Origin of the sequence: Leifsonia williamsii, assembly GCF_030433685.1 — a bacterium.
Classification (GTDB): domain Bacteria; phylum Actinomycetota; class Actinomycetes; order Actinomycetales; family Microbacteriaceae; genus Leifsonia; species Leifsonia williamsii.
Window position 1 is genome coordinate 2,892,747 of record NZ_JAROCF010000001.1, and the last position, 21,079, is coordinate 2,913,825.

A 21,079-nucleotide genomic window follows, 5' to 3' on the forward strand; every position below is an offset into this window, starting at 1 on the left:
CGAGCGATCCGCCGCCGGCACGGCGCGCGGAGCACAGGGATGCTATCAGTCGTCGCTCTTGGCGCCGGGCTTCTTGGGTGCCTCGTCGAGGCGCTCTCCGTACTCGGGCTCCACGGCCGAGGTGTCGGCGGCCGGGCGCTCGTCGGCGAGGGCCGGCTCCGAGAGCTCGGAGTCCACCGGAGCGGTGGTCGGCTCGACGACGCGCGCGAGCACCTGGCGGTGCACCTTCACGACGTGTCCGGGGCTGGTCTCGATGAGCGCGGTGTTGTCGTCCTCGTCGATGGACAGCAGGGTGCCGTAGAGACCGAAGTTCGTCATCACCTCGGCGCCCGGCTGCATCTTCGAGCGGGTCTCCGCCTGCTCCTTCTGCCGCTTGCGGCTGTTCCGGAACATGAAGAAGATGAGGGCCGCCAGGATGACGACCATCACAATGGTCAACGGGTCGATGGGCATGACGTCTGCCGAGCCTTCCGATGGGATGCGTGAGGGGCCGAGTGGCCGATTGAATTATAGGTCATCCATCAACGTCGGTTGCTGTGAGACCGCCTGCCGGCCGCCGTGCAGCCGCTCGTGAAGACCTTCCGGCATCCCGAAATGGCGCCAGGCGGCGGCTGTGGCCACGCGACCGCGTGGCGTCCGCGAGAGCAGGCCGATGCGCACGAGGAACGGCTCGACGACCGACTCGATGGTCTCCGCCTCTTCTCCGACCGACACCGCGAGGGTGTTGAGGCCGACCGGGCCGCCCTCGAAACGCTCCAGGATGGCCTGCATGACCGAGCGGTCGAGGCGGTCGAGACCGAGCTCGTCCACGTCGTACAGCTCCAGGGCGGCGCGCACCGCCTCCACGTCGGCGCGTCCGCCGTGGACCAGGGCGTAGTCGCGGACGCGGCGCAGGAGGCGGTTCGCGATGCGCGGGGTGCCCCGGCAGCGTCCGGCGATCTCGGCCAGGGCCTCCCTGTCGACCTCGAAGTCGAGCATGGTGGCCGCGCGGGCGAGCACCTGCGCGAGCTCCTTCTCGTCGTAGAACTCCAGGTGCGCGGTGAAGCCGAAGCGGTCGCGCAGGGGGTTGGGCAGCAGGCCGGAGCGGGTCGTGGCGCCGACGAGCGTGAACGGCGCCAGGTCGAGCGGGATGGAGGTGGCGCCAGCGCCCTTGCCGACCATGATGTCGATGCGGAAGTCCTCCATCGCGAGGTACAGCATCTCTTCGGCGGAGCGCGCCATGCGGTGGATCTCGTCGATGAAGAGGACCTCGCCGGGGGTCAGCGACGAGAGCAGCGCGGCGAGGTCACCGGCGTGCTGGATGGCGGGGCCGCTGGAGAGGCGCAGCGGGCGGCCGCTCTCGTTCGCGACGATCATGGCGAGTGTGGTCTTGCCGAGCCCGGGCGGCCCGGCGAGGAGGATGTGGTCGGCGGTGCGCTCCTGCATGCGCGCCGCGGTGAGCAGCAGCTGCAGCTGGCCGCGCACCTTCGCCTGGCCGACGAACTCGCCCAGCGAGCGCGGACGCAGCGCGCCCTCGAACGCGAGCTCGGACTCCGACTCCAGCTCGGGGGTGGTGAGGTCGTCGCTCATCGGCCACCGCCTCCTGCGCCGGAGCCTGCCGCCGCACCCGCGCCGGCCGGGCTCGCCGGGCCGAGACGCGCGAGGGTGAGGCGCAGCAGGGCCTGGACGGTGTCGCGCTGGGCCTCGTCCGTCTCGTCGACGACGGCGGAGACCGCCTCCGCCGCCACCTTCTCCGGCCAGCCGAGGCCGACGAGGGCGATCAGGACGCTGTCTCCGACGCTCGACGGCCCACCGCCGGCACGGCGGGCCGGGGCCGCGGGCGCGCGGCGGGTGACGACGAGCTTGCCGGTCAGGGAGAGGACGATCAGCTTCGCGGTCTTGGGGCCGATGCCGGACACCTTGCGGAACGGCGCGTCGTCGTCGGCGGCGACCGCGTCGGCGATCTGGTCGGGCGACAGCACGGACAACACGCCGATCGCGGACTTGGGGCCGACGCCCGAGACGCCGTTGAGCAGCTCGAACACCTGCAGCTGCTCCAGGTCGGCGAAGCCGAACAGCTGGAGCGCGTCCTCACGGACGATGAGCGAGGTGTGCACGAACGCTTCGTCGCCGACGCGCAGCGAGAGCACGTGGTCGGGGGTGAGCTGGACGGCGAAGCCGACGCCGCCCACCTCGATGACGGCGGAACCGCCGCTCGCCGAGAGGACGGTGCCGCGCAGGGAGGAGATCACCTGGCCAGCCTACGTGGGGCCGCCGACCCTCGCGTGGAGCGCTCGGCGGCGAGCCACGCCGCCTGCGCGGGTGTCAGCCCGGCACCCTTCGCGGGAGCGCCGGAGGCCGCCGCCGGCGCAGTGGGGGCGGCCGGCACTCCCCCGCGCCACGCATGGCAGATCGCGATGGCGAGGGCGTCCGCGGCGTCGGCGGGCTTGGGCAGCTCGGCCAGCCCGAGGATGCGGGCGACCATCGTCTGCACCTGCTTCTTCTCCGCCGAACCGTAGCCGGTGATCGCCGCCTTCACCTCGCTCGGCGTGTGCAGGCCGACGCGCAGACCGCGCTTGGCGGCCGCGTGCAGCGCGATGCCGCTGATCTGGGCGACGCCCATCACGGTGCTGAGGTTGTGCTGGGCGAAGACGCGCTCGATCGCGACGACCTCCGGCCGGTGCTCGTCGAGCAGCTCCTCGATGCCGTTGCCGACCGTCAGCAACCGCTCCTCGAGCGGCATGGACGGCGGGGTGCGGATGACCGTCACCTCCACCAGCGCTGCGCGGCGGTCGGGGCGCACGTCGACGACCCCGACCCCGCAGCGCGTGAGACCCGGGTCGATGCCGAGCACCCGGATCGCCATGAGGTGAGGCTACTCGTCGTCCTGGTCGAGCTGCGCCTGAACCTCCGGGGTGAGGTCGAGATTCGTGTAGACGTTCTGCACGTCGTCCGAGTCCTCGAGGGCGTCGATCAGGCGGAACACCTTGCGGGCGACCTCGGCGTCGGCCTCCACGTTCACGGTGGCCACGAACTCGGCGTCGGCCGAGTCGTAGTCGATGCCGGCCTCCTGCAGCGCGGTGCGCGCGGCGACCAGGTCGGTGGCCTCGGTCTGGACCTCGAAGGTCTCGCCCCGGTCGATGACCTCCTCGGCGCCCGCGTCGAGCACGGCCGCGAGGACCGAGTCCTCGTCGACGCCCTCGGCGTGCGGGACGACGATGACGCCCTTGCGGTGGAAGTTGTATGCGACGCTGCCCGGGTCGGCCATGGTGCCGCCGTTGCGGGTCATCGCGGTGCGGACCTCCGCCGCCGCGCGGTTCTTGTTCTCGGTGAGGCACTCGATCAGCAGGGCGACGCCGCCCGGGCCGTAGCCCTCGTACATGATCGTCGTGTAGTCGATGGACTCACCGGTGAGACCCGCGCCGCGCTTGATGGCGCGGTCGATGTTGTCGTTGGGGACCGAGGTCTTCTTGGCCTTCTGCACGGCGTCCACGAGCGTCGGGTTGCCGGAGAGGTCGGCGCCGCCGGTCTTGGCCGCGACCTCGATGTTCTTGATGAGCTTGGCGAACGACTTGGCGCGGCGGGCGTCGATCACCGCCTTCTTGTGCTTCGTCGTGGCCCACTTGGAATGCCCGGACACTGGTGCTCCCTCGTCGTACGTCTCAAAAGATCCTGACCATTCTAGAACGTGGCCGCCGGGTGCCGCCGCACGCCGCGGCTACGGGAGCGGGCGCCCCGGCGAGAGTCCGGCCTCCGCGATGATGCGCTCTGCGAGCTGCTCCGCGGTGTCAGCGGGGCCGATCCGCTGCTCCTGCACGCCGGGAAGGGGCTCGTACGGGGTGAACCAGCGGCGCAGCTCCTCCTCGCCGAAGGACGCCCCGAGACCGCGCGTCGCGTGGCGAGCCACGGTCTCGTCGAGGGAGAGGTCGAAGGCGTAGAACCAGGACTGCACGCCGTCCAGGACCGCCAGCCGGCGCAGCATCTCGCCGTAGCGCTCGGGCGACAGGATGCCCTCGAGCACGACCGCGGGGGCATCGCGCAGGGCGTGGCCCGTCACCAGCTCGATGAGGTCGGCGTTCGTGCCGTCGTCGGTGAGCCGGGTGCCGAGCGCAGTGCGGCCGAGGTAGTCCTGCTCGACCAGCGCGACGCCGTGCCCGAGGCGTCGCCGCAGCTCACGGGCGACGGTGGACTTGCCGGAGCCCGAGTTGCCGCGCAGAACGATCAGCTTCACGCCGCGCGCACCCGGCGCAGGAAGTACTCGTGGAAGCGCGTGTCCCCGGTGATCTCGGGGTGGAAGGAGGTGCCGAGGAGGTTGCCCTGCTCGACCGCGACGACGCGGCCGTCCGGCACGCGGGCGAGCACCGTGGCGGCCTCCCCGACCTCCTCCACGATGGGCGCGCGGATGAAGACGGCGTGCATCGGCTCCTGACCCACCGCCGGGATGTCGAGGTCGGTCTCGAAGGAGTCGACCTGGGAGCCGAACGCGTTGCGGCGCACGGCGACGTCGAGGCCGCCGAGGCTCTGCTGGCCCGCGATTCCGTCGACGATGCGGTCGGCGAGCATGATCAGGCCCGCGCAGGTGCCATAGACGGGCATCCCGGAGGCGATGGCCGCCTTCAGCGGGTCGGCGAGGCCGAACGCGCGGGACAGCTTGTCCATGACGCTCGACTCGCCGCCCGGGATGACCAGGCCCTCCACGGCCTCCAGCTCCTCGGGCCGGCGCACCGGGACCGCGTCGGCGGCGAGGCCGCGCAGGACCGCGAGGTGCTCGCGGAAGTCGCCCTGCAGGGCCAGGACGCCGACGCGGGATGTCGCTCCCGCCACGGGCTACCAGCCGCGCTCGGCGAGGCGGTGCGGCGCGGCGAGGTCGGCGACGTTGATGCCGACCATCGCCTCGCCGAGGCCGCGGGACACCTCCGCGATGACCTTCGGGTCGTCGTAGAAGGTGGTCGCCTTGACGATCGCGGCCGCGCGCTGCTCCGGGTTGCCGGACTTGAAGATGCCGGAGCCGACGAACACGCCGTCGGCGCCGAGCTGCATCATCATCGCCGCGTCGGCCGGGGTGGCGACGCCGCCCGCGGTGAACAGCACGACGGGGAGCTTGCCGGTCTCGGCGATCTCGGCCACCAGCTCGTACGGCGCCTGGAGCTCCTTGGCGGCGACGTAAAGCTCATCCTTCGTCATCGAGCGGAGCGCGTTGATCTCGGCCGTGATCTTGCGGATGTGCTTGGTCGCCTCCGACACGTCGCCGGTGCCGGCCTCGCCCTTCGAGCGGATCATCGCGGCGCCCTCGTTGATGCGGCGCAGCGCCTCGCCGAGGTTGGTCGCGCCGCAGACGAACGGCACCGTGAAGCGCCACTTGTCGATGTGGTTCACGTAGTCGGCGGGCGAGAGCACCTCGGACTCGTCGATGTAGTCGACGTCGAGCGCCTCGAGCACCTGCGCCTCGACGAAGTGGCCGATACGGGCCTTCGCCATGACCGGGATGGAGACCTCGGCGATGATCGCCTCGATGAGGTCGGGGTCGCTCATGCGGGCGACGCCGCCCTGGGCGCGGATGTCGGCGGGCACGCGCTCCAGCGCCATGACCGCGACGGCGCCGGCGTCCTCGGCGATGCGGGCCTGCTCGGGCGTGACGACGTCCATGATGACGCCGCCCTTCAACATCTCGGCGAGGCCGCGCTTGACGCGGCTGGAGCCGGTGAAGGTCTGGGTGCTGTCTGACATCGTCGCCTCTCGTACGGTACAAACGGATTTTTGGCCTATGCCGAACGATAGCATCCCGCCGCACGCTCGATAGACTCGCGGCTGGAGGGTCATGGACACGCAGAGCATCACCGGAGCGACGGCCGCGGAGATCGCGGACAGCATCCGCACCCTCCACGAGCGCGGAGAGCTGCGCGCCGGAGATGCGCTACCGCCCGTCCGGGAGCTGGCCACACGGCTGAGCGTCAACCGCAACACCGCCGTCGCCGCCTACCGTCTTCTCGCCCAGGCCGGGGTCGTCGTCGCACGCGGCCGAGCCGGCACCGTCATCGCCGGGATGGAGGCGGTGGCCCAGGAGGGCTACGCCGCCGGCAGCGTGCTGCGCGACATCGGCACCGGCAACCCCGACCCGCGCCGCATCCCCGACGCGTCGACCGCGCTGGCCGGCGCGCTCGGCCGTCCGGTGCTCTACGGCGAGCCGGTGATCGACCCGGCCCTCGAGCAGCGCGCGCTGGAGTGGGTGGGCGCCGACCTGCCCGGCCGCGACCTCCGCATCACGGTCACCAGCGGCGCTGTCGACGCGGTGGAGCGGCTGCTCGCGCAGGCGCTGCTGCGCGACGACGCCGTGGCGCTGGAGGATCCGTGCTTCCTCGCCAGCATCCACACCGTCCGGCTCGGCGGCTACCGGGCGGTCCCGGTGCCCGTCGACGTCGAAGGGATGACCGTCGAAGGCCTTCGTGCAGCCCTGGCCGCCGGGGTCCGCGCGATCATCTGCACGCCCCGCGCTCAGAACCCCACCGGGGCGACCCTGTCGCCGGGAAGGGCGGCGGAGCTGCGTGCCGTGCTGGCCGACCATCCGTACGTGCTCATCGTCGAGGACGACCACTTCTCGATGCTGTCCCAGCGGCCGTACGAGACGCTGATCGGGCCGGAGCACCGGCGGTTCGCGCTCGTGCGCTCGGTCTCCAAGTCGCTCGGCCCCGACATGTGCCTGGCCGTCGCCGCGACCGACCCGGAGACGGCGGAGCGTCTTTCGCTGCGGCTGAGCCCGGGCACGACCTGGGTGAGCCACATCCTGCAGCGCCTCGTCCTGGCGCAGTTGACGGACGCGACGGCGCTTCAGGCGGTCGCCGAGGCCGGGCGCCACTACGCCGAGCGCAACGCGGCCTTCGCCGGCGCGCTGACGGACCGCGGCCTCCCCGCGACAGCGGCGGACGGGCTCAACCTGTGGCTGGAGCTGCCGCTCGAGGCGAAGACGGTCGCCGACCGGCTGATGCGCCGGGGCTGGCTGGCGCGCACGGGAGACGAGTTCGTCCTCGGCGAGCAGCGCTCGGCCTCCCGGCACCTCCGCCTCACCGTGCACGATCTCACGGACGAGGAGGCGGAGCGCCTGATCGACGACCTGGTGGACGCCAGCCGCTGAAGGGGGCTCAGCCCTTCGGCCACGCCTCCGCGAGGGCGGCGCGCACCTCGCCGAGCAGCTGCGGCAGCGCCTTCGTCTTCGCGATGATCGGGAAGAAGTTCGCGTCCTGCGCCCACCGCGGCACGATGTGCTGGTGGAGGTGGGAGGCGATCCCGGCTCCGGCGATCGCGCCCTGATTCATGCCGATGTTGAAGCCGTCGTTGTGCGAGACCTCGCGGATGACCCGCATGGCGGTCTGCGTCATGCTCCCGATCTCGGCCACCTCCTCCGGCGTCGCCTCGTCGTAGAGGGCGATGTGACGGTACGGGCAGACCAGCAGGTGGCCGCTGTTGTACGGGAACAGGTTGAGCAGCGCGAAGGCGTGCTCGCCGCGGGCGACGATCAGCGCGTCCTCGTCGCTCAGGGTCGGCGCGACGCAGAACGGGCAGCCCTCGTGGCCGGGGTCGGCCTGCTGGATGTAGACCATGCGGTGCGGGGTCCACAGCCGCTGGAACTCGTCCGGCACGCCGACGAGGTACGACGGGTCGTCGACGCGGACGGGCTCCTCGCCCGCTGCGCCGGCGCCGCCGTCACCCACCGTCAGTCCTCCCACGCGGTGTCGACCAGCTCGTGGCTGCGGATGCTCGACACGATCCGCTCGATCGCCTCGTCCACGGTCACGCCGTTGCGCTGCGTGCCGTCGCGGAAGCGGAAGCTGACGGTGCCGTTCGAGGCGTCCTCCTCGCCGACGATGAGCTGGAAGGGGACCTTCGCCTTGGTGTGCGTGCGGATCTTCTTCTGCATGCGGTCGTCGGAGTGGTCGACCTCCGCCCGGACGCCTTGCGCCTTCAGCCGCGAGATGACGTCGTCGAGGAACGGCGCGTACTGGTCGGCGACGGGGATGCCGACGACCTGCACCGGCGACAGCCACACCGGGAACGCGCCCGCGTAGTGCTCCAGCAGGATCGCGAAGAACCGCTCGATCGAGCCGAGCAGCGCGCGGTGGATCATCACCGGCTGCTTGCGCGTGCCGTCGGCCGCGTTGTACTCGAGCTCGAACAGCTCCGGCTGGTTGAAGTCGAGCTGCACGGTCGAGAGCTGCCAGGTGCGGCCGATCGCGTCGCGCGCCTGCACCGAGATCTTCGGCCCGTAGAACGCCGCCCCGCCCGGGTCGTCCACGAGCTCCAGCCCGGAGTCGACCGCGACCTCGCGAAGGGTCTCCGTCGCGGTCTCCCAGACCTCGTCGCTGCCGACGGACTTCTCCGGGTCCCTCGTGGACAGCTCGAGGTAGAAGTCGGTCAGGCCGTAGCCGCGCAGCGTCTCGAGCACGAACTCCAGCTGCCGGGCGACCTCGTCCTTGACCTGGTCGTCGGTGACGTAGATGTGCGCGTCGTCCTGCGTCAGGCCGCGCACGCGGGTGAGACCCGAGAGCGTGCCGGACTTCTCGTACCGGTACACGGTGCCGAACTCCGAGAGGCGCAGGGGCAGCTCGCGGTAGCTGCGGCCGCGGGCGCGGAAGATCAGGTTGTGCATCGGGCAGTTCATCGGCTTGAGGTAGTAGTCCTGCCCCTGCCGGGTGATGTTGCCCTCGGCGTCGCGCTCCTCGTCGAGGTGCATCGGGGGGAACATGCCCTCCTTGTACCAGTTGAGGTGCTGGCTGGTCTCGAAGAGGTGCGCCTTGGTGATGTGTGGCGTGTTGACCAGCTCGTAGCCGTTCGCGATCAGGCGATCGCGCATGTAGTCCTCGATCTCCTTGCGGATGATGCCGCCCCTGGGGTGGAACACTGCGAGGCCGGAGCCGATCTCGTCGGGGAAGGAGAACAGGTCGAGCTCGGCGCCGAGCTTGCGGTGGTCGCGCTTGGCGGCCTCCTCCATCCGGGTCTGATAGGCCCGCAGCTCGTCCTTGCTGGGCCAGGCCGTGCCGTAGATGCGCTGCAGCTGCGGGTTCTTCTCGGACCCGCGCCAGTAGGCCGCGGCGACGCGGGTGAGCGCCCAGCCGTTGCCGATCATGCGGGTGTTCGGGAGGTGCGGGCCGCGGCAGAGATCCTTCCAGACCGTCTCGCCGGTCTTCGGGTCGACGTTGTCGTAGATGGTCAGCTCGCCGGAACCGACCTCCACCGACTCGTCTGCGGTCTCGGCGCTCGAGCCCTTGAGGCCGATCAGCTCGAGCTTGTACGGCTCGTTCGCGAGCTCGGCGCGCGCCTCATCGTCGGTGACGACCCGGCGGATGAACCGCTGGCCCGCGCGCACGATGCGCGACATCTCCTTGTCGAGCGCCTTGAGGTCCTCCGGGGTGAAGGGCTCGGCGACGTCGAAGTCGTAGTAGAAGCCGTCGGTGATGGGCGGGCCGATGCCGAGCTTCGCCTCGGGGTTGATCGCCTGAACCGCCTGCGCGAGCACGTGCGCGGTGGAGTGGCGGAGGATGCTCAGCCCGTCGGGCGAGTCGATGGTGACCGGCTCCACGACGTCGGCCTCGGTGACCGTGGTCGCGAGGTCCTTCAGCTCGCCGTTGACGCGCATCGCGACAACGGAACGGTCGGTGAAGAGCTCGAAGCCGTCGGCCACCTGTCCACTCCTAGGTGTTGTGATGAAAGGGAACGGGACAACTCTATCGAGCCGGCAGCGCCTCCCGCCCCGCTCAGTGCCCTCCGCCCCAGTCATGGGGACGCGCGAACACGGATACCCCACCAGTCCACCCCTTACGGGTAGACTCCACCCACCTCCGCACGAACGTGCACCTTCTCGCCGACCACGCCACCGCCCGGAGAATCCCCGCATGATGAAGAAGACCGCACTCGCCACCATCGTCGTGGCCGCAGTGCTCGCCGTCACGGTCGGCGCGCCCGCGTACGCAGACGAACCCACCCCCGACTCCGCCCCTGCGGCGACCGCGACACCGACCCCGTCGCCGTCCGCCGACCAGGGAGCGCCCGCCGAGCCGGCCGCGCCGGCCGCCGCCGACCCCGCGCCGACCGCCGATCCGGCGGACCCCGCGACGCCGACGGCTCCCGCCGACCCGGCTCCGACCGCCGAGCCGACGCCGACGCCGGCCACCGGCACCGCGGTCCCCGGCGCCGACGCCGCGCCCGAGGCCGCCAGCGATGCCGACCCGTCGCTCGACGTGATGGACGCGGCCGGCAACCACACCATGGGCTCCACCATCCCCGACAGCGACCCCGCCTCGCCGAAGCAGCGCAAGGCCGGCGTCGTGCAGCCGTTCCTCGGCGTGAGCGGCATCCTCGGCCAGGACGTCAGCGGCTGGCAGGAGAACGTCAACTGGCCGGCGCAGTGGGCGGCAGGGTCCCGCTTCGCGTACGTGAAGGCGACCGAGGGCACGACCTACTTCAGCCGCAACCAGTTCGCCCAGCAGTACAACGGTTCTGCCAGCGTCGGCATGTTCCGCGGCGCGTACCACTTCGCCAACCCGAGCACCGCGCCGGGTGACGCCGCCGCCGAGGCGCGCTGGTTCGTCGCGAACGGCGGAGGCTGGTCGCCCGACGGCCGCACCCTCCCGCCGCTGCTCGACATCGAGTACGGCAACGCCTCCCAGGGCGGCACCTGCTGGGGCATGTCGGCCGGGGCGATGACCTCGTGGATCCGCGAGTTCGTCACCACCATGCGGTCGCTGACCGGCATCAACCCGGCCATCTACACGACGACCAACTGGTGGAACACCTGCACCGGCTCCAACAACACCTTCGGCGCCTACCCGATGTTCGTCGCCCGCTACGGCACGAACACCCCTGGCACGCTGCCGGCCGGCTGGCTGAACTGGACGATCTGGCAGTTCCAGGCGGCCGGGACGCTCGCCGGTGACCAGGACATCTTCAACGGCGACATCGCGCTGCTGCGTCAGTACGCGCTCAACGGCACGAGCATGCCGCCGACCGGCGTCTTCGACACGGCGACCGTCGCCAAGAGCGGACCGTTCACGGTCACCGGGTGGGCCTTCGACCAGGCCAACGTCGCGGCCGCGGTGAAGGTGCGGATCGAATGGAACACCCCCTCCGGGATCCGGACGACCACCGTCTCCGCCAACGCGAGCCGGCCCGACGTCGGGGCGGCGTATCCGGGCGTCGGCAACAACCACGGCTTCACCACGACGGCCCCGTGGGCCGGCAACGGACAGTACCGCGCCTGCCTGACGGCACTCGGCGTCGCGACCTCCGGCGCCCGCAACCTCTCGCTCGGCTGCAAGGCGGCCTTCGTGTCCGACGCCATCGCCTCGGCGCCGGCGTCGAAGCGCGTGGCCGGCTCGGACCGGTTCGAGACCGCTGTCGCGACCTCCAAGGCGTCGTTCCCGACGGCCGGCGTGCCGGTCGCGTACGTCGCCTCGGGTCTCGACTTCCCGGACGCGCTGGCCGCGGCTCCCGCCGCCGCCAAGCAGAAGGGCCCGGTCCTCCTCAGCACGGCCGTCTCCATCCCGCAGAGCACGCTGAACGAGCTCAAGCGGGTGAAGCCGTCGCGCATCGTCGTGGTCGGCGGTGAGAAGGCGATCAGCGCCTCCGCGTACCGGCAGCTCACCGGGCTCGCCGCGTCCGTCGTCCGCGTGGGCGGCGGCGACCGCTACGAGACGTCGCGCAAGCTCGCCGACTTCGCCTTCCCGTCGTCCGGCGGCGCGTACGTGGCGACCGGCTGGGGCTTCGCCGACTCGCTCGCCGCCGGACCGGTGGCGGCGAAGCGGGGCCAGCCGCTCATCCTCGTGGACGGCGCCAAGCTCGACGCAGGCACGTCCTCCTACCTCTCGGGGCGCTCGATGCGCTCGCTGACGGTGGTCGGCGGCACCTCGGTGATCTCGGGAGGCTGGGCCTCCGCTGCCTCGGCGGCCGGCTTCAGCGTGACCCGCGTCGGCGGCAGCGACCGCTTCGAGACGAGCGCCAAGCTGGCCTCCACGGCGTTCCCGTCCAACGGGGCGAAGAACGTGTACCTCGCGTCCGGCCTCAACTTCCCCGACGCCCTGGTGGCGGCCGCCGCCGCGGGCGCCGCGACGAAGCCGCTGATGCTCGCCGTCGGCACGTGCGTGCCCCGCTCGGTGGGCGACCAATTCGTGCGGCTCGGCACCACCTCCATGCAGGTCACCGGCGGCACGACCGTGCTGAACAAGGACGTCGACCAGCTGGCGGTCTGCTACTAGACGGATCGGCTGCAACGGGCCCCGGCGTGCGCGAGCGCGACGGGGCCCGTTCCGTTCGGAGGAGGTGTCCTGTGACCATGCCGTCGGCGCCCGTGTGGGGTGCGAGCGATGCGGCGTTCCGCCTGTCGGAGGTCTCGGCCGTCATCGGTCGCGGTGACGACTGCTGGCGACGTGCCGCCCACGACGTGCTGCGGTGGCGGGTGAAGACGCGCAGCGGCTTCCAGGTCGACGACCAAGGGCCGGTGCAGGCGGGACAGCATCTGCTGATCCGGGCGCGCGTCCTGGGTGTCACCATCGTCGAGCCGGTGGAGGTGGTGGCCGTGGTCGAGGAGCACGACCGGGTCGGTTTCTCGTACCGCACCCTGCCCGGGCATCCCGTGGACGGCGAAGAGGCGTTCATCGTGCACCGCGAGGAGGCCGGGGAGGTCGTGCTCACCGTGCGCTCGCTCACCAAGCGGGCGCCGCAGCAGCCGTGGCGGGCGCTGCATCCGCTGCTCCGGGTCGCGCAGCGGGTGGCCCGGCGGCGGTACCTGCGGGCGCTCTGAGGCGCGGGCCGGCCGCGGTGCCGCTCAGCCGCCGGTCAGCCGCCGGTGGGCGGCTCCATCGGCGTGATGGTCATCGTGCCGCTGCCGAACGGGAACGGGAAGAACACGGTGCCGTCGGTCGGAGCAGGCGACACGAAGATCCACACGGTCGCAATCACCATCGACACGACCGCGATGGCGACGACGAGGATGGTGGCGCGGTTGAGCGTCCGCAGCGCGCGGTCGAGGTCGGTCGCCCGGGCCGCCCGGGTCACCGCGACGATCACGGTGACCGCGATGGCGAGGTAGACGACCGGGCTCGGGTGCAGGGTGGCCTGGAAGCACTGCGGTGCGACATCCGTGGGATCGCCCGCGGCGTCCACGTAGCCGTCGGCGGAGAAACCGCCAGGGCAGCTGCCCTTCGAGCCGCTCAGGGTGGAGTAGACGACCGCGGCACCGAGCGCCCAGAGCAGCAGGGTGCGGGCGCGCCGGAGTAGTGGAGCGGCGGGCAGCGGAGCAGCCGCCAGTTGCGTGGTCGGCGGCGGCTGCATGAGTGTCTCCGCGGCGTCCTGCTGCTCAGCCTGCGCGTCCTCCGCCATCGGCTCCCCCTCCGCTCGATGGTGCCATCCTGGCACAGGAGCAGGGCGCGGCGGCGCGGTGCGGCCCCCGGGTTCAGTCGACCGCGCTGTCGCTCAGCTCCTCGCTCAGTGCGCGGACGCCCTCGCGCGCGCGGCGGTGCAGCGGGCGCAGACGCGCGTACTCCCCCGCATCCGACGATGGCAGGACCGGGTCCGTGAGCCGGACCATCGCATCGAGCGCGACGTCCCAGCCGGCGTGCATCCCCGACCCCACTGCGGCGCACACGGCGGCGCCGAGGCCGGCGGCGTCGTCCAGGGCGGCGCGTCGCACCGGCCGTCCGGTGACATCGGCAACCAGTTGCGGCAGGACCCGCGAGCGGGCGCCGCCGCCCGTGACCAGCACCTCCGTGAAGGCACTCCCCAGCTCCGCCGCCATGGCGTCGGCGTTGTCCGCCATCTCGAACGCGATCCCCTCCAGGATGGCGCGGTAGACGTGGGCGCGACCCTGCGCTCCGGAGAAGCCCAGCAACGCGCCGCGACGGCCGGGATGGTCGGCCGGAGCGAGCCAGTCCAGCACCGCCCGGACGCCATCGCTCCCCGGCGGCAGCAGCGCCGCCTCCCGGTCGAGCTCCGCCTCCAGGTCGTACATGGCGTCGTCGCGCGGCCCGGCGCCCTGCAGCAGCGACCGGAACCAGCTCACCGTCCACATCCCGCGCCGGATCCCCCCGCTCTCCGCCAGGTACTGCCCCGGACGGGAGCCGAAGTTGACCCAGTGCGCGGCCCCGCCACCCGGCGCCGCCGCGACGGTCATCGAGGAGATGTAGGTGCCCAGCGAGAGGAGCAGCTGGTCCGGACGCGCCAGCCCGGCGCCCAGCGCCTCCACCGCCTTGTCGTTGGCCGTGGCGAACACCGGCACGCCCGGCGGCAGACCCGTGGCCGCAGCGGCGGCCTCCGTCACGGTGCCGAGCCGGTCCCCCGGGTCGACGAGGTCGAACAGCAGCTCGCGCGGCATCCCGGTGGCCTGGTACGCCGACGGATCGTCGGACCACCGCCAGGTCGTCTGGTCGATCGGCCAGACGCCCTGGTAGTTGGCCGCGGTGTCGACGAAGCGTCCGGTGAGGCGATGCGCGATGTAGCCGGAGGAGGTGGTGACCCGCGCGACCCGGGGGTCGTCGTGCCGGTAGGGGCGGCCGACCCGCTCGTCCATCCAGCTCAGCAGCGGCTCCGCCAGGTCGCCGCTCTCCGTGAGCAGTGCGCGGCAGAACCGGATCGTGCAGAGCCCGACACCCACGATGCGGGACGGGTCGCCCTCGAAGCGGTCGAGGGCGATCCGGCAGGCCGCGGCGATCGAGGTCCACACGTCGTCGTCGGGATGCACGGCCCGGCCGGGGCCGGGATGCCGATACGGCAGCAGTCCGACCCTCGCCGACGCATGCACGACGCCGCGCTCGTCGACGACGAGCACCTTCGTGCTCTGCGAGCCGTTGTCGATGGCGACGACGTACGAGGTCACGCGTCCGCGCCCTCCGGCGCCGCGGCGAGCGGGAGGATGGTACCGGGGTTCATGATCCCGTTCGGGTCCAGCGCCGCCTTGAGCCGCACGAGCAGCTCGTAGGCGGAGCCGTGCTCCTCGGCGGTCCAGTCGGTGCGGTACTTGCCGATGCCGTGGTGGTGCACCATGGAGCCGCCCAGCCGCAGCGCCTCCTCCACGATGATGGCGTTGAGGGGCTTGTGGTAGAGCTCGATCTCGTCGCGGGGCTCGCAGCGGATGTCGTAGTCGTACACGAAGTACAGGTTGGTGCCGGTCTGGTAGCTGTGCGAGGAGTGCGCGCCGAGCATGGTGAGATCGGCAGCCCGGTCGAAGGTGGTCCGGATGCGGTCCATCACCGCCGTGTACAGCGCGTCCACGCGGGACCAGTCGATGGAGACCTCGGTCGTGTACCCCAGATGATTCGTCTCGAGCATCTGGCGCTTCTCGGCGTCGATCTTGTCCTGCCCCCAGTTGAGCTGGTCGAACCACGTCCGGATGCGCTCGTCCGGGACCCGCTGGAACAGCGGCTCGGTGAACAGCTCCTCGATCGCGTCGGCGGTGGCGTCCGCCAGGCGGCGCGGCCCCTCGGCGACCAGGACGACGACGTTCTTGCCGTCGGAGACGTCCGCGAAGTGCTGCCGGGCGTCCTCCGGCGAGTACAAGCGGCAGACGGAGGGGCGGTAGCCCTCGGCGATCAGCTCGCGCAGGGCGTCCACCCCGGCCGCGAAGTCATCGGTCAGGAAGCCGAAGAAGCGGTAGTTCTCCGGCTGGAACCGGAACACCTTCACGGTGACCTCGGTGATGAAGAACAGCGCGCCCTCGTTGCCGATGACGAGGTGCCGCAGGTCGGGGCCGGCCGCACGGCGCGGCACGTTCTTGATCCGCGTGATGGTGCCGTCGGCGAGCACCGCCTCCAGTCCCACCACCATGTCCTCGATGCCGCCGTAGAGCGTCGAGAACTGCCCGATCGACCGGGTGGCGGTGAGGCCGCCGTACTGCGCCAGCGGCTTCGACTGGGGCGAGTGGCCGGTGGTCAGCCCGCGCTCGCGCAGCTCGTCCTCCAGCCGCTGCAGCGGGACGCCGCACTGCACGGTGACCATCAGGTCGGTCTCGTTCACCGACAGCACCGCGTCCATCCGCGAACCGTCGAGGACGATGGAGTCGGCGATCACCGTCTCCAGACCGCCCTCGGTGGCGGTGCGGCCGGTGCGCGGGACGACGGCGACGCGGTTCTCGTCGGCGAAGCGGAGCACGGTCGAGACGTCGTCCGTCGAGCGCGGGTAGGCGATCGCCGCGGGGAACGGCCCGTCGAAGATGCCGTGCACGGCCGTGTACTTCTTGAAGCGGTCGACGCTGGCCTCGCGGAGCGCGGCCTCGTCGGTGTCGACCTGAGCGGCGCCGAGGAGCGCGGTCAGGCGCTCGGCGATCTGCTCTCGGGAGAGGGCGGAGCGGGAAGCGGGCATGGATCGGTTCCTTGCGTTCGGGAGCGGATGGTCGGGGTGCGTCAGCGGAGGAGGTAGCCGCCGTCGACGACGAGCGTGTGCCCGGTGACATAGTCGGCCGCGCGGCTGGACAGGAAGACGAGCGCGCCCATGAGGTCGGCCGGGTCGCCCCAGCGGCCGGCGGGCACGTGGTCGACGATGCGCGCGTTGGCGACGGCGTCCGACCGGGTGCGCTCGGTCAGCGCGGTCGCGAAGTAGCCGGGCGCGATGGCGTTGACCTGGATGCCGTACTCCCCGAGCTCGTCCGCGTACGCCTTCGTGAAGCCGACGATGCCGGCCTTCGATGCGGCGTACGCCGGCGACTGCTTGCCGCCGAGGAACGAGAACAGGGAGGCGATGTTGACGATCTTGCCCGAGCGCTGCGGGATCATCGCCCGGGCGGCGGCGTGCGCGAAGTCGAAGGCGGCGGTCAGGTTGACCGCGAGCATCGGATCCCACTTGTCGCGGCCGAACGCGGTCACGTCGTCGAGCAGGTTGATGCCCGCCGAGTTGACCAGGATGTCGAGGCCGCCGAGCGTCTCGACGCACTGCCCGACCATCTCCTGCGGAACGCCCGTCCGCGTGATGTCGGCGGCGGCGAAGGCGTAGCGCCGGCCGTGGCCCTCCACCAGCCGCGCCGTCGTCCCGTCGTCGTCGGCCAGGCTGGGCACGAACACGTCGGCGCCGGCCGCGGCGAGCGCGACGGTGAACGCGCGGCCGAGGCCGCCGTTGCCGCCGGTGACCATCGCCCGCTTGCCTTCGAGCGAGAACAGGGCGGTGCTGAAGTCGGTGATCTCCACGGTCAGCCCTCCGTGCTCTCAGCGTGGACGGCGGCGGCGAACGGGTCGGCGATGCCGACGTACCGGGTCTCGAGGTACTCCTCGATGCCTTCGAAGCCGCCTTCGCGGCCGAGCCCGGACTGCTTGACGCCGCCGAAGGGCGCCGCGGGGTTGGAGACGACGCCGGCGTTGAGCCCGAGCATGCCGCTGTCGAGCTCCTCCGCCAGGCGCAGGCCGCGGTTCAGGTCGCGGGTGTAGACGAAGGCGACCAGGCCGAACTCGGTGGCGTTGGCGAGGCGGACCGCCTCCTCCTCGGTGCGGAACGTCGTGATGGGAGCGACCGGGCCGAAGATCTCCTCGCCCAGGATGCGGGCGTCGGCGGGTACGTCGGTGAGGACGGTCGGCTGGTAGAAGTATCCGGCGCCTGAGACGCGTTCGCCGCCGACGGCGATCCGGGCACCATCGGACACGGCCTGCTGAACAAGCGACTCCACCTTGTCCCGGGTGGCGGCGTCGACCAGGGGGCCCATGGTGACGCCCTGCTCGGTGCCACGACCGACCCGGTAGGCGGCGATGCGCTCGGCGAACGCCGCGGTGAACTCCTCGGCGATGGATTCGTGGACGAGGAAGCGGTTGGCGGCCACGCAGGCCTCTCCCCCGTTGCGCATCTTCGCGAGCACGGCTCCGTCGACGGCGGCGGGGAGGTCGGCGTCCTCGAAGACGAGGAAGGGCGCGTTGCCTCCCAGTTCCATGGAGACGCGCAGCACCTGGTCGGCGGAGGCCGCGATCAGGCGGCGTCCGACCTCGGTGGACCCCGTGAACGACAGCTTCCGCAGCCGCGGGTCGGCGATCAGGGGTCCGGTGACGGCGCCGGCACGGGTCGTGGGGATGACGTTGAGCACTCCGGCGGGCAGACCGGCCTCCTCCAGCACGCTCGTGAGCAGCAGCGCGGTGAGCGGGGTGAGCGCCGCGGGCTTCAACACCATGGTGCATCCGGCGGCGATGGCCGGCGCGATCTTGCGGGTCGCCATCGCGAGCGGGAAGTTCCACGGGGTGATGAACAGGGAGGGGCCGACCGGCCGCTTGACGACCAGGAGCCTGTTGGCGCCGTCGGGAGCGGTGGCGTACCGGCCGGAGACGCGCACGGCCTCCTCGGAGAACCAGCGCAGGAACTCCGCGCCGTACGCGACCTCGCCGCGGGCCTCCGCCAGCGGCTTGCCCATCTCCAGGGTCATCGCGAGGGCGAATTCGTCCGCTCTGGCCGTGACCAGCTCGAAGGCCCGCCGCAGGATCTCGGCGCGCTCGCGCGGCGCGGTCCTGGCCCAGCCGCGCTGGGCCGCGTGCGCCGCGGCGAGGGCGGCGTCGCCGTCCTCGGGCGCGGCATCGGCCACGCGGGCGAGCACCTGCTCTGTGGCGGGGTCGATCACGTCGAAGCGCGCGCCGGAGGCGGAGTCCCGCCAGGCGCCGTCGATGTAGAGCCCGGTAGGCAGGCGGTCGAGCAGCTCGCGCTCCGCGATCACCGGGCCACCCCCTCGGGGGCGGCGTCCGCGACGAGGCGCAGCGGTGTGCCGATCAGGTCCTCGTACAGCTGGAACGGCGCCATCTCGCCCGCGCGGTCGCCGTACTGGGCACGCCCGCGGCGGAACACCTGGTCGACCAGCGCGGACAGCTCGACCGGCACCCCGACCGAGCGGGCGAGGTCGATGGACAGGCCCAGGTCCTTGCAGGCGAGGGCGAGCGCGAAGCCTTCGTCGTAGTCGCCGTGCTCCAGGATCGAGAGCACGTCCCGCTCGACGAAGGTGCTGTTCGCCGGGCTTGCGACCAGCGAGTCGCGCAGCACGCCGAGGTCGACGCCGGCCTTCACGCCGACGGCCAGCACCTCCGCCGTGGCCACGAGGTGCGAGAACCACAGCTGGTTGATCATGAGCTTCACCGCGTAGCCGGCGCCGTTCCCGCCCACGTGGAGGATGCGCTCCGGGTCGCCCATCGCCTCGAACACCGGGCGCAGCCGCTCGACGTCCGCGGCCTCCCCGCCGACGAAGATCTGCAACGTGCCGTTGGCCGCTCCCACCGACATCCCGCTCACCGGGGCGTCGAGGATGTGCAGCCCGCGGCCGGCGTTCGCGGCACGGACGGCGTCGGCCACCTCCGGCACCGAGGTCGACATGTCGATCCAGGTGCCGCCGTCGCGGATGCCCTCGAGCACGCCGCCCGGCCCGCTCACCGCGTCGGAGACGTGGCGCGGGGTCGGGAGCATCGTGATGACGAGGTCGGAGGCGGCGGCCACCTCGGCCGCGGTGGGCGCCCAGCGGGCGCCGCCGGCGATGAGCTCGGCCGCTGACTCGGGCCGCAGGTCGGTCACCACCAGCGGGAAGCCGGCCCGCTGGAGGTTGCGGGTCATCCCGCCTCCCATGCTGCCGAGGCCGATGAAGCCGACGGTGGGGTTCTGTGCTGTCATGTTCCTTTTCCTCAGGAGGCCGCGTGCCGTCGTCGCCGGCGGTTCAGGCGGGGGCGGTGTAGAAGGGGTTGGCCGGGCGGTGGCGCGCGGCCAGCACGTCGTCGAGGGCGGGGAGTCCGGCGACGCCGTTGCGCAGCGCGGTCGCCGTGGCCTCGCGGTTGTTGCGGTACACGGCGTCGGCGTCGTCGGCGCCGGGGTTCACCCAGACGGCCGCGACGATGACGTCGGTGTCGGCCGCCTCCCGGGGGATGACGCCCTCGGCGACCGCGTCGGCCACGCCCGCCGCGACCCCGGCCTGCGCCGGGCCCCAGATGAGGGTGCCGTGCTCGTCGCCGGCGGGGGCGGACTTCGTGACGAACAGGGTGAGCGGCTTCACCGGCAGCGACGGCGCGAGCACCGCCACGAAGGGCACGTGTCCGGCGCTCGGGGAGGCGAGGGCCGAGGCCCACGCCACCCCCGCCGGCCCGGTGCGCGGGCCGGCGACGGTGTTGATGTGGGCGGCGTTGACGCCGTCCCCGACGAAGCTCTCGCCGATGCGCAGCACGCCCTCTCGCGCGTCCGTCATCAGATCAGGCCCTCGTCCTTGAGGAACTCCTCGGCGACGTCGGCCGGCTCGTCGCCGTCGACGTCGACCTTGGCGTTCAGCTCCTGCATCTTCTCGGTGGTCAGCTTGGAGGAGACCTTCGCCAGGATGTCGGCGATCGCCGGGTACTTCTTCAGGATCGACTCCTGCATGGAGAACGCGCCCTGATACACGGGGAAGAACTTCTTGTCGTCGTCCATGACGGTGAGGTCGAGCGCCTTGATCCGGCCGTCGGTCGCGAACACCTCGCCGAAGTTGCAGTCGCTGCCCTTCTGGGTCGCGGTGTAGATGATGCCGGTGTCGAGCATCTTGACGTTGGAGTCGGGCACGTCGAGTCCGTACGCCTTCTTGAGCCCCGGCCAGCCGTCGTCGCGGGTCGAGAACTCGCTCTCGATGCAGAAGGTCTTGTCGCTCGCCTTCAGCTTCGCGACGTCGCTCAGCGTCTTCACGCCGAGCTTCTTGCCCTCGGAGGAGCGGATCGCGAAGGCGTAGGTGTTGTTGAGCGGCGCGGGGTCGAGCCAGGCGATGCCCTTGTCGGCGTCGGCCTTCTTGACCGCGTCGAACTGCTCCTGCGGGTCGGTGATGGGGGCGGTGTTGCCCTGGTAGGTGATCCAGGCGGTGCCGGTGTACTCCCAGTAGCCGACGAACTGCTTGTTCTCGAGCGCCTGGCGGACGTTCTGCGAGCCGACCAGCTTGGTGTTCGCCTCCAGGTCGGCGCCGTGGGCGTTGAGCAGGTCGGTGGTGATGTAGGCCAGGATGTACTGCTCCGAGAAGTCCTTCGAGCCGATCTGGCCGGTCAGGCCCTTCAGCTCGTCGCCCTTGGCCCCGGACGATCCGGCGCTGCTTCCCGAGCAGCCGGTCATGAGCAGGGCCGCTGCGGCGGCGACCGCCGCGACGGAGAGGTGCCTCTTGGTGAACATGGTT

General features: G+C 71.7%; 21 protein-coding genes. 3 read left to right on the forward strand and 18 right to left on the reverse strand.

Translation table 11 applies throughout. From position 1 onward, the window contains the following. Window positions 1-45 precede the first annotated feature (45 nt). The 8 genes from yajC to pdxS all read right to left on the reverse strand — a co-directional run bounded on the left by yajC (window position 46) and on the right by pdxS (window position 5,706). Entirely contained in the window at window positions 46-453 is a 408-nt protein-coding gene (yajC, locus tag P5G50_RS13640; RefSeq protein ID WP_301208304.1) for a preprotein translocase subunit YajC, read from the reverse strand. 54 nt (window positions 454-507) lie between these two features. Next, on the reverse strand, window positions 508-1,569 hold the full coding sequence (gene ruvB, locus P5G50_RS13645; RefSeq protein ID WP_301208303.1) for a Holliday junction branch migration DNA helicase RuvB: 1,062 nt from the start codon (window positions 1,567-1,569) through the stop codon (window positions 508-510). Next, entirely contained in the window at window positions 1,566-2,231 is a 666-nt protein-coding gene (gene ruvA, locus P5G50_RS13650; RefSeq protein ID WP_301208302.1) for a Holliday junction branch migration protein RuvA, read from the reverse strand. The genes ruvB and ruvA overlap by 4 nt, the downstream gene beginning before the upstream one ends. Further along, complete coding sequence (gene ruvC / locus P5G50_RS13655; RefSeq protein ID WP_301209371.1) at window positions 2,228-2,839, reverse strand: crossover junction endodeoxyribonuclease RuvC; 612 nt, start codon at window positions 2,837-2,839, stop codon at window positions 2,228-2,230. The genes ruvA and ruvC overlap by 4 nt, the downstream gene beginning before the upstream one ends. A gap of 15 nt (window positions 2,840-2,854) precedes the next feature. Then, window positions 2,855-3,619, reverse strand: a complete 765-nt coding sequence (locus P5G50_RS13660) for a YebC/PmpR family DNA-binding transcriptional regulator (RefSeq protein ID WP_301208301.1) — start codon at window positions 3,617-3,619, stop codon at window positions 2,855-2,857. A gap of 78 nt (window positions 3,620-3,697) precedes the next feature. Further along, a complete protein-coding gene (locus P5G50_RS13665; RefSeq protein ID WP_301208300.1) occupies window positions 3,698-4,210 on the reverse strand; it encodes an AAA family ATPase in 513 nt (170 codons plus the stop codon). Next, window positions 4,207-4,803, reverse strand: coding sequence for a pyridoxal 5'-phosphate synthase glutaminase subunit PdxT (pdxT, locus tag P5G50_RS13670; protein WP_301208299.1), 597 nt, complete (start codon window positions 4,801-4,803; stop codon window positions 4,207-4,209). Before pdxT ends, P5G50_RS13665 begins: the two co-directional genes overlap by 4 nt. Before the next feature lie 3 nt (window positions 4,804-4,806). Continuing rightward, window positions 4,807-5,706 carry a pyridoxal 5'-phosphate synthase lyase subunit PdxS gene (gene pdxS, locus P5G50_RS13675; protein ID WP_301208298.1) on the reverse strand — a complete coding sequence of 300 codons (900 nt, stop codon included), beginning with the start codon at window positions 5,704-5,706 and terminating at the stop codon, window positions 4,807-4,809. A 91-nt stretch (window positions 5,707-5,797) separates the two neighbouring features. On the opposite strand from pdxS, the gene P5G50_RS13680 reads away from it, so the two are divergent. Further along, a complete protein-coding gene (locus P5G50_RS13680) occupies window positions 5,798-7,108 on the forward strand; it encodes an aminotransferase class I/II-fold pyridoxal phosphate-dependent enzyme (protein ID WP_301208297.1) in 1,311 nt (436 codons plus the stop codon). A gap of 7 nt (window positions 7,109-7,115) precedes the next feature. Here the strand turns inward: P5G50_RS13680 and P5G50_RS13685 are convergent, their stop codons facing one another. Beyond that, window positions 7,116-7,685, reverse strand: coding sequence for an HIT family protein (locus P5G50_RS13685; protein WP_301208296.1), 570 nt, complete (start codon window positions 7,683-7,685; stop codon window positions 7,116-7,118). 2 nt (window positions 7,686-7,687) lie between these two features. Next, a complete protein-coding gene (gene thrS, locus P5G50_RS13690) occupies window positions 7,688-9,652 on the reverse strand; it encodes a threonine--tRNA ligase (protein WP_301208295.1) in 1,965 nt (654 codons plus the stop codon). Between the two features lie 211 nt (window positions 9,653-9,863). Between thrS and P5G50_RS13695 the strand changes: the two genes are divergently transcribed. Beyond that, window positions 9,864-12,221 carry a cell wall-binding repeat-containing protein gene (locus P5G50_RS13695; RefSeq protein WP_301230613.1) on the forward strand — a complete coding sequence of 786 codons (2,358 nt, stop codon included), beginning with the start codon at window positions 9,864-9,866 and terminating at the stop codon, window positions 12,219-12,221. 77 nt (window positions 12,222-12,298) lie between these two features. Continuing rightward, window positions 12,299-12,766 (forward strand): DUF1990 family protein, encoded by a 468-nt coding sequence (locus P5G50_RS13700; RefSeq protein WP_301209369.1) that lies wholly within the window; start codon window positions 12,299-12,301, stop codon window positions 12,764-12,766. A 35-nt stretch (window positions 12,767-12,801) separates the two neighbouring features. Here P5G50_RS13700 and P5G50_RS13705 read toward each other — a convergent pair whose 3' ends face one another. The 8 genes from P5G50_RS13705 to P5G50_RS13740 form a co-directional block, all read right to left on the reverse strand. Continuing rightward, window positions 12,802-13,344 carry a hypothetical protein gene (locus P5G50_RS13705; protein ID WP_301208293.1) on the reverse strand — a complete coding sequence of 181 codons (543 nt, stop codon included), beginning with the start codon at window positions 13,342-13,344 and terminating at the stop codon, window positions 12,802-12,804. Between the two features lie 73 nt (window positions 13,345-13,417). After that, window positions 13,418-14,836: an FGGY-family carbohydrate kinase gene (locus P5G50_RS13710; RefSeq protein WP_301208292.1), complete on the reverse strand. Its 1,419-nt coding sequence runs from the start codon at window positions 14,834-14,836 to the stop codon at window positions 13,418-13,420. Next, window positions 14,833-16,317: an FAD-binding oxidoreductase gene (locus tag P5G50_RS13715; RefSeq protein ID WP_301208291.1), complete on the reverse strand. Its 1,485-nt coding sequence runs from the start codon at window positions 16,315-16,317 to the stop codon at window positions 14,833-14,835. Before P5G50_RS13715 ends, P5G50_RS13710 begins: the two co-directional genes overlap by 4 nt. Window positions 16,318-16,358: 41 nt before the next feature. Then, window positions 16,359-17,135, reverse strand: coding sequence for an SDR family oxidoreductase (locus P5G50_RS13720; RefSeq protein WP_301208290.1), 777 nt, complete (start codon window positions 17,133-17,135; stop codon window positions 16,359-16,361). A gap of 2 nt (window positions 17,136-17,137) precedes the next feature. Next, entirely contained in the window at window positions 17,138-18,634 is a 1,497-nt protein-coding gene (locus P5G50_RS13725; RefSeq protein ID WP_301208289.1) for an NAD-dependent succinate-semialdehyde dehydrogenase, read from the reverse strand. After that, window positions 18,631-19,572, reverse strand: coding sequence for an NAD(P)-dependent oxidoreductase (locus tag P5G50_RS13730; RefSeq protein WP_301208288.1), 942 nt, complete (start codon window positions 19,570-19,572; stop codon window positions 18,631-18,633). Before P5G50_RS13730 ends, P5G50_RS13725 begins: the two co-directional genes overlap by 4 nt. A 43-nt stretch (window positions 19,573-19,615) precedes the next feature. Further along, window positions 19,616-20,137: a formaldehyde-activating enzyme gene (gene fae, locus P5G50_RS13735; protein WP_301208287.1), complete on the reverse strand. Its 522-nt coding sequence runs from the start codon at window positions 20,135-20,137 to the stop codon at window positions 19,616-19,618. Beyond that, window positions 20,137-21,075, reverse strand: coding sequence for a glycine betaine ABC transporter substrate-binding protein (locus P5G50_RS13740; protein ID WP_301208286.1), 939 nt, complete (start codon window positions 21,073-21,075; stop codon window positions 20,137-20,139). The genes fae and P5G50_RS13740 overlap by 1 nt, the downstream gene beginning before the upstream one ends. Between the last annotated feature and the right edge of the window lie 4 nt (window positions 21,076-21,079).

Coding starts and splice junctions, on each gene's coding strand:
- yajC (WP_301208304.1), bottom strand. CDS start 453: ATGCCCATCGACCCGTTGACCATTGTGATGGTCGTCATCCTGGCGGCC.
- ruvB (WP_301208303.1), bottom strand. CDS start 1,569: ATGAGCGACGACCTCACCACCCCCGAGCTGGAGTCGGAGTCCGAGCTC.
- pdxS (WP_301208298.1), bottom strand. CDS start 5,706: ATGTCAGACAGCACCCAGACCTTCACCGGCTCCAGCCGCGTCAAGCGC.
- P5G50_RS13680 (WP_301208297.1), top strand. CDS start 5,798: ATGGACACGCAGAGCATCACCGGAGCGACGGCCGCGGAGATCGCGGAC.
- P5G50_RS13695 (WP_301230613.1), top strand. CDS start 9,864: ATGATGAAGAAGACCGCACTCGCCACCATCGTCGTGGCCGCAGTGCTC.
- P5G50_RS13700 (WP_301209369.1), top strand. CDS start 12,299: ATGCCGTCGGCGCCCGTGTGGGGTGCGAGCGATGCGGCGTTCCGCCTG.
- P5G50_RS13705 (WP_301208293.1), bottom strand. CDS start 13,344: ATGGCGGAGGACGCGCAGGCTGAGCAGCAGGACGCCGCGGAGACACTC.
- P5G50_RS13715 (WP_301208291.1), bottom strand. CDS start 16,317: ATGCCCGCTTCCCGCTCCGCCCTCTCCCGAGAGCAGATCGCCGAGCGC.
- P5G50_RS13730 (WP_301208288.1), bottom strand. CDS start 19,572: ATGACAGCACAGAACCCCACCGTCGGCTTCATCGGCCTCGGCAGCATG.
- fae (WP_301208287.1), bottom strand. CDS start 20,137: ATGACGGACGCGCGAGAGGGCGTGCTGCGCATCGGCGAGAGCTTCGTC.
- P5G50_RS13740 (WP_301208286.1), bottom strand. CDS start 21,075: ATGTTCACCAAGAGGCACCTCTCCGTCGCGGCGGTCGCCGCCGCAGCG.